Here is a 9,706-nt window from a genome sequence, read left to right on the forward strand (position 1 = left end):
TCGCTTTTTGGAGCTTTTAGCTCGCTTTTAAAATTTCTAGCAGATAGCGAAAACAAGCTGCCCGAGATCACGTTTTGGCTGATGGGCAGCCTAGCTCGCACGGGAGGATATCAAAACGTCCTTTATATGCTAGGCGTAACGGCGTTTTGCTCGGTGCCTCTGTTTTTGCTTAGATTTAGGCTAAATATCTTAGCCTTTGGCGAAGAAGAGGCTAAAGCCATGGGCGTAAACGTCAAATTTTATAGCTTCGTTATCATCTGCGCTTCTACCTTGCTGACGGCTTCTAGCGTGGCTTTTTGCGGTATAGTGGGCTGGGTCGGACTCATCGTGCCGCACATCGCTCGCTCTATCGTCGGGGCGAATTTTAACGTCTTGCTGCCCGTTTCTATGCTATTAGGCGCGCTATTTTTGCTAGTAGTAGATACGATAGCAAGGTGCGCGATGGCTAGCGAGATACCCCTTGGCATTATCACCTCGCTCATCGGCGCGCCCGTTTTTATCTACCTGCTTTATCAGAGCAAAAAGGGCTGGCTATGAAATTTAAGATAAAAAATTTAAGCTGCGGATACGGCAAAAAGCTAGTCGTGAAGGAATTTAGCGCCGAGCTAAAAGACGGAGAAATTTTATGCTTGCTCGGACCAAACGGCGTGGGCAAGACGACTGTTTTTAAGACGATTTTGGGATTTTTAAAGCCTTTTGGCGGAGAAATTTTAGCAGACGGGCGAGATTTTTTCGCTTTAAGCGACAAAGAGCGAGCAAAGATCGTTAGCTACGTGCCTCAGGCTCACACTCCGCCCTTTGCTTTTAAGGTTTTAGACGTCGTTTTGATGGGGCGCTCGCCATATATCGGAGCTTTTGAAAATCCAAGCGCAAAAGACGTAAATATCGCCCTGCAAAAGCTTGATATGCTAGGAATGAGCGAATTTGCGGATAAAATTTACACCGATATCAGCGGCGGCGAGAGGCAAATGGTCTTAATTGCAAGAGCTTTAGCGCAAGAAGCAAACGCCGTGATGCTTGACGAGCCCGCTTCAAATTTGGACTTTGGAAACCAAGTAAAAATCCTAAAAGCCGTAAAAGAGCTAGCGGCAAACGGGCATAAGATCATCATGACGTCGCACTTTGCCGAGCATGCTTTTTATATAGACGCCAAGGTTGCGCTTTTAAAAAGAGATCAAAACATCATCTACGGCAGCGCTAGCGAAGCGATAACGGATGAAAATTTAAAACTTGCTTACGGCGCCGATATAAGAGTAGTAAAAAACGAGATCGAAGGCAGGAGCGTTTATTCCTGCGTTCCGATTATTTAAGGAGAAAAAATGAAAAAAATTTTGACGGTTTTGATACTTGCGGCTTGTCTTTTGCAAGCGCGTATCATAGTAGACGACGGCGGCAAAGAGGTGCAAATACCTGATAACGTAGAGCGCGTAACGCCGATGATAGGAGCATTTACGCAGATGAGCGCGATGCTAACGGGCGAAGATAAAATCATCTCGGGCGCGGCTAGGCTGCCTAAAATGATGAGTAAAATTTTCCCTAAAATAAAAACGATGAATAACGTAAGCGGCTCGCTAACAAGCAGTGCCGAAAGCATCATCGCCTCAAATACGCAGGTGGTTTTTGGGCCCGTTGGCATGATATTTGACGAAAATCAAAGAGCGCAGCTAGAAGCCGCCGGCATAGCGGTCGTAAATATAAATAAATTTAGCAACGCTAGCGAGATAAAAGGCGCGGTTAGCAAGATAGCCCAAATTTTAGGCGGCGATGCGGTAAAAAAGGCGGAGGAATTTAACGAGTATTTTGACGAAAATATAAAATACGTAAGCGAAAAAGTTCAAAATATTAAGGACAAAAAGCGGGTTTTGGCTCTAAATTTTAACTCCGGAAATTTTAGCACGATCAGCGGCAAAGATATTGGCGCGGAGTACATAAAAATCGCCGGCGGCATAAATTTAAGCTCACAAGATAACGAGACGGATTTTAAGATTTCAAAGACGATAAACGAGGAGCAAGTTATTATCTTTAACCCTGACGTCATCATCACGAATTCTCGCGAAGGCAAGGAAAAAATCCTAAATAATCCCGCGTTTAAACAACTAAAAGCGGTCAAAGAAGGCGCCGTTTTCGTCGTGCCTAGCGGAGTTTATCTGTGGTCGGTTAGAAGCGCCGAGGGCGCCTTGCAGCCGCTTTGGCTAGCTAAAATACTTTATCCAGATATTTTTTCTGACTTAAATTTAGAAGAAGAAGTAAAGAAATTTTATCTTAAATTTTACCGCTACGAACTAAGCGACGAGGAAGTAAAAGAAATACTAAACCCAAAATAAAACCGCTAAATTTTTATCTCGCTCCGTAAAACGCGGGGCGAATAAATTTAGCCCTCGCCGCTTTTGCGTTTTTATAAATTTAAGCCCGTTTGGGTATAATCCACCCTTTTAAACGCGAGGAAAATATGCCCCTTTCAAAACTAAATCAAGAACAATACGCCGCCGCAACCGCCCCCGCCGGACACAATCTAGTCATAGCAAGTGCGGGCACCGGCAAAACCAGCACCATCGTCGCGCGCATCGCTCATCTGCTAAATTTAGGCGTAAAGCCCGAAAAAATCCTGCTGCTAACCTTCACCAACAAGGCCGCAGCCGAGATGATCGAGCGTCTAAACCGACATTTTGATAAAAAAATCACCTCGCGCATCACTGCGGGCACCTTTCACTCGGTTTCTTATTCGCTGCTTAAATTTCTAGAAAAACCGGTCACGTTAAAGCAACCTAGCGAGCTAAAAACGCTGCTAAAATCGCTCGTCGAGAGGCGCAAATTTAACCATCTAAGCGACGTTAAGCCTTATGGGGGCGCCTATCTTTACGACGCGTATTCGCTGTATCAAAATTTAGCCTTAAAGCAGACGTTTGGCGAGTGGCTAAAGGAGCGAAGCGACGAGCAAGGCGTATATGCCGAGATTTACGAGGACGTTTTGCGCGAATTTGAGGAGGAAAAGAGCAAATTCGGCTATGCGGATTTTAACGACCTGCTCATCAAAATGCGTAACGAACTAAGAAAAGGCGCGCCGCTAAAATTTGAGGAAATTTTAGTCGACGAGTATCAGGACACAAACTCCCTGCAAGGCTCGCTAATCAGCGCTTTTGAGACGAAAAGCCTCTTTTGCGTCGGGGATTTTGACCAGAGCATTTACGCTTTTAACGGCGCAAACATCGAGATCATCGGCTCGTTTAAGGATCGTTTCGCAGACGCTAAAATTTACGCGCTAAACATCAACTATCGCAGTAGCTCCGCTATACTAGCACTTGCCAACAAGGTGATCGCAAACAACCCGCGTCTCTACGAAAAAAAGCTAGTCGTCGGCCGCGAGGGTAAATTTACCTCGCCAAAGCTGCTGGTTTATAGCGAGCTTTTCGACCAGTACGCAAACATCGCGCAAATCATCGCCGCTTCAAAATACAAAAAAGAAAATATCGCCGTAATCTTTCGCAACAACTCAAGCGCCGACGGCCTGGAAGTCGCGCTGCGGGAGCTTGGTATCGGCTCCAAGCGCAAGGGCGGCGTGAGCTTTTTTGAGAGCCGCGAGGTGCGCGCCGCGATGGACCTACTAGGCATCCTTATAAATCCAAAAGACATCATGGCCTTTATCCACGTGTGCGAATACGCAAAAGGCGTCGGCGCGGCGCTTAGCAAGGAGATTTTCGAGGTGCTGAGCAAGGTCGGACACGGCGACGTCGTGCGCGGATTTTTGCAACCTGATGAGAGCGTGGAGGCCTTTGCTAAAAAGACCAAAAACTACCAGCTGGGGCTTTTTGACGAGCTTGACGAGGTCGGAGAGAAGTCGCGCTTTGCTAAATTTAACTTTAGCGAGAAATTTTTCGCACACCCCGTGCTAAAAATGCAAAAACTAAGCGAGAGCGGCGGGCAGTTTTTGTATGAAATTTACAACTTTTTAAGCGCCGCCAAACGCCACTCGCGGCCGACCTCGCTGATAGAAGATCTCAAAAATAGCAAAATTTACGCCCTTATCGCCGACAACCTCGCGACCAAGCGCGCCACGCAAAAAAACGGTAACATAGACGAAACGCTAAAAAAAGAGGCTCTGGAGCGCATCGCGGGCAAGCTAGAGGTACTGGGCGAACTAGCCAAAAACTACTCGGAGGCGGAGAAATTTTATAACTTTATCACGCTGGGCAGCAGCGAAATGAGCAGCGGCGAAGGGGTAAATCTGCTAAGCGTGCACGCCTCAAAGGGGCTTGAGTTTGACCTCGTTTTCGTAGTCGATCTCGCGCAAAATCGCTTCCCGAACCTCAAACTAATGAGCATGGGCGGCTCGCTCGAGGAGGAGCGGCGGCTCTTTTACGTCGCGGTCACGAGGGCGCGCGACGAGCTGATTTTAAGCTATGCTAAATACGACAAAATCAAAAAGATAAACTACCAGCCCAGCCAGTTTTTGATCGAGGCGGGGATGGCGAGCGCCGGGATTTAAATTTGATGGCAAATTTGACCGATGTGAAATTTGAAGTCGTTTAAATTTAGCCGCCCTATTTTATCTTTCATCTGCGGCAATTGGCGCTTGGCATAACCCGCACCTTGAAAATAGGCCTTGACAAGTATCTTAAAATCTAAATTTAAGAAATGTCAAATTTATAGAAGCTTTGAAATAAAATTTAAAAACATCAAAATGAGTAAAATTATCTCAAATTTGACGCTACATATCTAAGTAAATTTGATGAAACAAGGCACAAAAATAGGCCGATCCCAACTAAAATTATTTCATCTTATAAAAAGTTAGCAGCGTATCGGTTTCATGTCTGCAAAGAGCGGTTTCTCAGTCGCTGTGACAGCCCGCGACGAGCGCTGTAAATACTGCGCCGCGGGCGCAAATTTGATCATCGCTTTTTTCATTTCACTTCGTAAAATCTAAGTAAAACTTTATCAGGCAATCTAACCGCATAACACACCCAGATCGCGCGTTCCATCCATTTATATTTTGGATCGTAGGTTTCAAACTTTGTGGTGGTAGCAAAATAAACGTATTTTGGATCTACAATCTTGCCTTTTGCGGCCTCTTTGGCGACCTCAGGATCGGTGATGTGGCGGATGCCGTCGTTGTCGATGTAGATTTGTGCACCGTCGTCAAGCTTGATCGCGTAGCGCGCTACTAGTTCGGTGAGACCGTCAGGGCGCACAACTTGACTATCGACGCCATAAGGAAGCACCTCGCCGTTTATCTTGCCGCTTACTTTACCGCCCTTGATATATATGAGTCGGCGAAGCCCGTGCTCGTCGTCCTTGCCTACGGTTAAAGGCTTGTCAACTTCGATATCGATCATGAAACCAAACTCAAGCTTTGGTTCTTTGATGTCTTTTGCCGAAATTTCAGCAGCTGCGAGTCCAAAAGAAAATATCATCGCAAACGTTGCGATAAAAATGCCTTTTCTCATGCCTTCTCCTTTGTTTTGGATTTGTAATGAAGATTATAGCTAGTTTTTGAATAAAATCTTAAAACTTTGACTTAAATTTTAAATTTAATGAATTTATGCATTGAAATCGTAACAAATCATAGGGTCTGTTTGCCTGTGAGAATTTTTAAAGTTATAGTTTTTCGTGTCGCCACAAAAGACAATTATGGTAAATTTTAAGTAAAAAGCATTTAATAATAGCCTAAAACGTATAGTGTTAGAATCTTTATATAAATTTTATAAAAGGCTATAAATGTCGGCCGTTGCTTTAATTATTATGATTTCATTTGCTTGGGCTATAGTTATATATCAGATTTATTTGTCAAATTTAAACAAAATACTAAAATTTGCGTCAATGCTAACGTGCCTAGCGATGTCGGGCGTTTCGACTTTATTTTCCGTGCTTTTAACGCCGTTTTTTCTAGGGCTTTTTCAAAAAAGACAAATAAAATTCGACAAAAAAATCGTTTTCATATTAGTGATACTGCTTGCTTCTATAAGTTTTATGGATGTTAAAAACCGCATCGTTTACGAATACAAATGTAATATCCAAAAAGACTATGAAATAATCGTACTCGATAGCAACTTTACGTTAAGTGATTTAGACAATATGTATGTGGATTTTTCAGGCGAACAAGATGACTCTAAATTTACCAAAAAGCTAAACAATATAAATATTTACAGCGATATGCATAAGACAAAAGTAGTGGCTAAAATTTATAATATTTATTGTCCAAATTCGTTTATTTTAGCTAGCATTCAGAAAGAAATATCAGGCACGGAAGACGGGCTATCTTGCGGATATACTAAAACGGGCTTGTTGCAATATAATTATCAATTAAAACAGATACTTGCAGAAAAATTGGCCAAAAATAAGCGATAGAATTTTTAAATTTTAGCTAATAATGCCACAAATTATAGTGTAAATTTTTGCTTTATAGTGTCAAGCAGTAAGCCTATAAATCTGGTCTAAAGACCAAATTTTAGCCGCCTCAAAATCCTCAAATTTACGCCTACATAAAGCTCGGCGCGTCGTTTGAAAAAAGGATTAGATCGCCCGCTTTGGTGTTTTGTGCTAGGGTTTCTTGAAGATTGGATTTGTCCTTGATGACGATGACTTTTGGCCTACTTAGGTGCTTTAGTAGCGCGACGGCGTTTAGCGAGCTTGTTAGCATAACGATGTCAAAGGTCTTGTTGATGATCTTGCTTAGCTTTTCGTTCTCCTCGTCGCTGCTCTCCATGATGCCGGGCGTCACGAGCACCTTTCGCCCTTCGTAGCTACCGACTAGCTCGTAGCTCGCGCTCATACCGTTAAAGTTACCGTTAAAACCGTCGTCGATGATGATTTTGCCACCCGCATCGATACGCTCGAGTCTATGCTCGACGTTTTTTAGGCGCGCAAGAGCGGAGGCGATCCTAGCCTCGTCTAGCCCCAGATATAGCGCGGTTTTGACGCAGACGGCTAGGTTTGCGGCGTTAAATTTACCAAGTAGCGGCGAAGCAAATTCCCTCCCTCCGAGCTTAAATTTAACCCCGTCCAAGCTCGCCTCAACGCCGCTTAGATCTTTATCGTAAATTTCTATCTTCTCACCCTCGTTTGCCTGCGTGCTGCTGTGCACGAAAGCCTTTTCTAGGCGCTTTGAGCTAAGGGCTTCAAGCTTTGTAGCGCGGATATTTTCAAGCGTCTTAAAGTACTCGATATGCTGCGTGCCGATCTCGCCGACGATAACGATCTGCGGGTTCAAAAACTCTGTGATCTGCGCGATGTCGCCTTTTAGACGTGCGCCCGCCTCGGCGATGTATATCTGCGTACCGGCGGCAAGCTCGTTGTTTACGTCTTGGATGAGGCCTGCTAGCGTGTTTACGCTACGAGGGGTTTTACGGCAGGCGAAGTCATTTTTAAGTAGCTCAAATAGGAAATTTTTGATGCTGGTTTTGCCAAAACTCGCCGTTATCATGATGATTTTAAGCTCCGGCATCGAGGCTAGCTTTTTGCGCGCGCTGTTTTCGTAGGCCTTAAATTTAGCCTTTTCCAGCAAAAAACTAAGTGCAAAAGAGACCGCTAGCGGCAGGACGATGCCTAAATTTACGCGGTGCTGCGTCGCGAGATAGACACCGTAGCTAGCGATAACAGCAAGCGCCAGGATAATAAAAAATCGCTTGACTCGCGGCGTAAAAACCAGCTTTTTATCGAGCTTTTTGTGCCAAAGAGCGAGGCTTGGCATCAGCGCAAAGTAAAAATAAATCCAAAAAAATCGCTCCGCCCCGTAAAAAAGCACGATCGGCACGATGAGGAAAAACACGTGCCACAGCGGCCTGGTGAAGTGAAACAGCACGCGCTCAAACTTGTAGGAAAACCACTGAAGGCAGGTGATGAGATAAAATCCCAGCGCAAACGTAAATAAAATCTGCGTCGCGGCAAGGCCGATATTTATGAGGGTTTCGTTCATTTTTTCTCCTAGGTTCACTTAAGCGGGCTTTTGTTTGCGCCCTTTTTGCCAAATTTAGAGTTTTGTGGTTTGTTTTTGCGTGCTTGGCGTAAATTTGATAGTTTTTTTCGTTAAAATTGAGAGCAAATTTATCCGCCCTGCTTTTTTTACGCCGTAAAACGCAAATTTATCAGCCGAGATTTTACAGATTTTGGGCTTAAATTTAGCTCGTAAATTTGATGCAGGCCTGCTAAACCCGCATAAATTTAATGCTAATAACTAAGTCAAAAGCGCAAATACCAAATTTGCACTCTAGCTTAAATCAAACGTTTGCTGTACCGGCTTTTTTGGGATTTTTTGATCACCCTGCTCATCTTTTGGCAAAATTTGATTTCGCTCGTCGCTGTTTAAAACATCGCTTTTAGGCTCGGGCTTGTCTAGTGCACTTTCTTGCTCGTCAAACAAATTTTCTTTAAAAATATTGTTCGCAACAACTTGGTTGCTTTCGTCGCCTGCGGCGTCAAGTTGCGGGTTTTTATCGGCCAAATTACCGCTTTGCGATTGCTCGTCAAAAAGGCTGCTTTGAGAGACGGTTTTTGTGTTTATGGCCACCTCTTGTTCCAAAGTCTCCTGGGTAGATTCCGTCAAATTTTGCTCGGTAGCGTTTTTAGGATCGCCGTTTTCGTCGGCACTCTCGATTTTCTTGCTCAAATTTTCACGGTTTTTCGGACTTAAAATTTTTACGCTCTCTATCCCGCTTTTTTCGTCTAAATCCGTCAAATTTAGCCCCGCATTTACGACGCCGTCGATATAGCGAGCGTGAAGTAAAAAGAAAAAATGATCGCCCTTTAGCGCGTGAAATTCGCTGTTTTTGATGAGACGACTTATGCGTTCGCCGCTTTTTAGAAGCGTTGCCTTGTCCTCTTCGCCCCAAAATATAAACGCCTTGCCGCCAAAGTCAGCAAATTTTGAGCTAAAATCCTCGTCGACGACGTTTTTTAGGGTCTCGTACATCGTTTTGCTCATGCCTTTTACGTCTTTTGTGGCGAAAAATTTGTATAAAAACCCAAGCCCGAATAGCTTTAAAAACTTAAACAAAGCGATCTTAAATCGCACCCAAAGCGGCTTTTTAGCTACGATGCCGGCCGAGCTTAAAAGGGCGAGATATTCGGGATTTAGCAGGGTTGCGACCTTGCCGCCGAAGCTATGTCCGAAGATGATTTTGGGGCTTGCGCCAAGCTCCTCTAAAAAGGATTTCATGATTTTTGCATAGTCTTTCGTCGCTAGCGCGCCGTGCATACTGCTCGCGCCAAAGCCGGGCATATCGACATAAACGTGCCGAAAGTCCTTAAAATACGTGCCGAAAGCCTTTTTCATAATCTCTTTGTTTGCGCCCCAACCGTGCAAAAATAGCGCGACGTCCTTGTGCGCGGGATTTACGGTTTCGTAGCTGATGCGGTAAATTTTGCCGCCGTATTTTACCTCTTTGACTGCCATTATTCGCCGCTTCCGGCTCGTTTTTTAGCCTCATAAATGCTTTGCAGTACCTCGACGGCCTCGCATAGGCGCTCGTACTCGCCCATGTTTAGCAGTACGGCTTCAAATTTATTATTTTTGACGATCACGGCGCGCTTCATCTGCGCCTTGCCGACCTTACCCAAGACGGCACTGAAATTTCGCACCACTTCGGTCGCCGTGTAAATTTCATCTTTGCTAAAAGTAGTCATTTGTGTTCTTTGTGTAAAATTTTATGTAAAATATAGCATATTATCTTTAAATTCAAATTAAAATATAATGGCGCATTATGTTCTTTAAAAT

General features: G+C 44.2%; 9 protein-coding genes. 5 read left to right on the forward strand and 4 right to left on the reverse strand.

Annotated features, from left to right (window positions below; translation table 11 throughout):
* The 4 genes from ACTTJF_RS09420 to ACTTJF_RS09435 form a co-directional block, all read left to right on the forward strand.
* Positions 1-537 (forward strand): FecCD family ABC transporter permease (locus ACTTJF_RS09420; RefSeq protein WP_442551745.1); only part of this gene is annotated, 537 nt, incomplete at its 5' end.
* A complete protein-coding gene (locus ACTTJF_RS09425) occupies positions 534-1,310 on the forward strand; it encodes an ABC transporter ATP-binding protein (protein WP_442551746.1) in 777 nt (258 codons plus the stop codon). The genes ACTTJF_RS09420 and ACTTJF_RS09425, both read left to right, overlap by 4 nt.
* 9 nt (positions 1,311-1,319) lie before the next feature.
* Positions 1,320-2,324, forward strand: coding sequence for an ABC transporter substrate-binding protein (locus tag ACTTJF_RS09430; protein ID WP_442551747.1), 1,005 nt, complete (start codon positions 1,320-1,322; stop codon positions 2,322-2,324).
* A gap of 125 nt (positions 2,325-2,449) precedes the next feature.
* Positions 2,450-4,483, forward strand: coding sequence for an ATP-dependent helicase (locus ACTTJF_RS09435; RefSeq protein ID WP_442551748.1), 2,034 nt, complete (start codon positions 2,450-2,452; stop codon positions 4,481-4,483).
* Between the two features lie 415 nt (positions 4,484-4,898).
* On the opposite strand, the gene ACTTJF_RS09440 is transcribed toward ACTTJF_RS09435, so the two are convergent.
* On the reverse strand, positions 4,899-5,441 hold the full coding sequence (locus tag ACTTJF_RS09440; protein ID WP_442551749.1) for a DUF3237 domain-containing protein: 543 nt from the start codon (positions 5,439-5,441) through the stop codon (positions 4,899-4,901).
* A gap of 271 nt (positions 5,442-5,712) precedes the next feature.
* Between ACTTJF_RS09440 and ACTTJF_RS09445 the strand changes: the two genes are divergently transcribed.
* Positions 5,713-6,342 (forward strand): hypothetical protein, encoded by a 630-nt coding sequence (locus tag ACTTJF_RS09445; protein ID WP_442551750.1) that lies wholly within the window; start codon positions 5,713-5,715, stop codon positions 6,340-6,342.
* A gap of 130 nt (positions 6,343-6,472) precedes the next feature.
* Here ACTTJF_RS09445 and ACTTJF_RS09450 read toward each other — a convergent pair whose 3' ends face one another.
* From ACTTJF_RS09450 to ACTTJF_RS09460, 3 genes are all read right to left on the reverse strand, one after another.
* Complete coding sequence (locus ACTTJF_RS09450) at positions 6,473-7,909, reverse strand: Mur ligase family protein (protein WP_442551751.1); 1,437 nt, start codon at positions 7,907-7,909, stop codon at positions 6,473-6,475.
* Between the two features lie 291 nt (positions 7,910-8,200).
* A complete protein-coding gene (locus tag ACTTJF_RS09455) occupies positions 8,201-9,385 on the reverse strand; it encodes an alpha/beta fold hydrolase (RefSeq protein ID WP_442551752.1) in 1,185 nt (394 codons plus the stop codon).
* The gene (locus tag ACTTJF_RS09460) at positions 9,385-9,615 is read right to left on the reverse strand and encodes a type II toxin-antitoxin system Phd/YefM family antitoxin (protein WP_002947827.1); all 231 of its coding nucleotides are present in this window, start codon (positions 9,613-9,615) and stop codon (positions 9,385-9,387) included. Before ACTTJF_RS09460 ends, ACTTJF_RS09455 begins: the two co-directional genes overlap by 1 nt.
* Positions 9,616-9,706 lie beyond the last annotated feature (91 nt).

Origin of the sequence: Campylobacter sp. (genome assembly GCF_052170435.1) — a bacterium.
In the GTDB taxonomy this organism is placed as follows: Bacteria; Campylobacterota; Campylobacteria; order Campylobacterales; family Campylobacteraceae; genus Campylobacter_A.